This is a genomic window from Paracoccus gahaiensis (assembly GCF_005048225.1).
Lineage (GTDB): Bacteria > Pseudomonadota > Alphaproteobacteria > Rhodobacterales > Rhodobacteraceae > Paracoccus > Paracoccus gahaiensis.
Genome location: NZ_SUNI01000080.1, coordinates 1 through 564 on the forward strand (window position 1 = coordinate 1; position 564 = coordinate 564).

Below are 564 nucleotides of genomic sequence, written 5' to 3' on the forward strand. Positions count from 1 at the left end.
GCAAAACACCCGATCCCATCCCGAACTCGGCCGTTAAGTGCCGCTGCGCCGATGGTACTGCGTCTCAAGACGTGGGAGAGTAGGTCACCGCCAGACCTGGTAAGAAACGCAACATCTCTCTAAACGATATAAACACCCCAACAGGACATCCTTGGCGCGGGGTAGAGCAGCCCGGTAGCTCGTCAGGCTCATAACCTGAAGGTCATAGGTTCAAATCCTATCCCCGCAACCAAACATATCCCAATATATCCGTAGCTTACGCCCCGCCTATTGGTGGGGCTTTCGCATGTCCGGAAAACAACTCAACGCCACATCAACGTTTGAAGAGGCCACCACAAGAATTGGGGGCCTTTTGCGTCTGGTAACTGACCTGCCCCCATTGGTCCCCCGTTCATAACGAAAGTCTGCCGGTTTGTGCGCTGCTCCCCAAGCTTGGACGTAACGGCCCGATTGCTACCGCGGACCGTTTTCCTTGACGCGCGCGATGATGTCTGGGTCTTCGACGAAGTCTTCGAGAAAGTCGCTCCAGTGCTCCGGAGAGCGCCTTGCATCACGGAGCATGTC

General features: G+C 55.9%; 1 tRNA gene and 1 rRNA gene. Both read left to right on the forward strand.

The features are described 5' to 3' along the window. Positions 1 to 96 (forward strand): 5S ribosomal RNA (gene rrf, locus FA743_RS20175); the annotation flags it as partial. 59 nt (positions 97 to 155) lie between these two features. Then, positions 156 to 232, forward strand: a tRNA-Met gene (locus FA743_RS20180). Positions 233 to 564 lie beyond the last annotated feature (332 nt).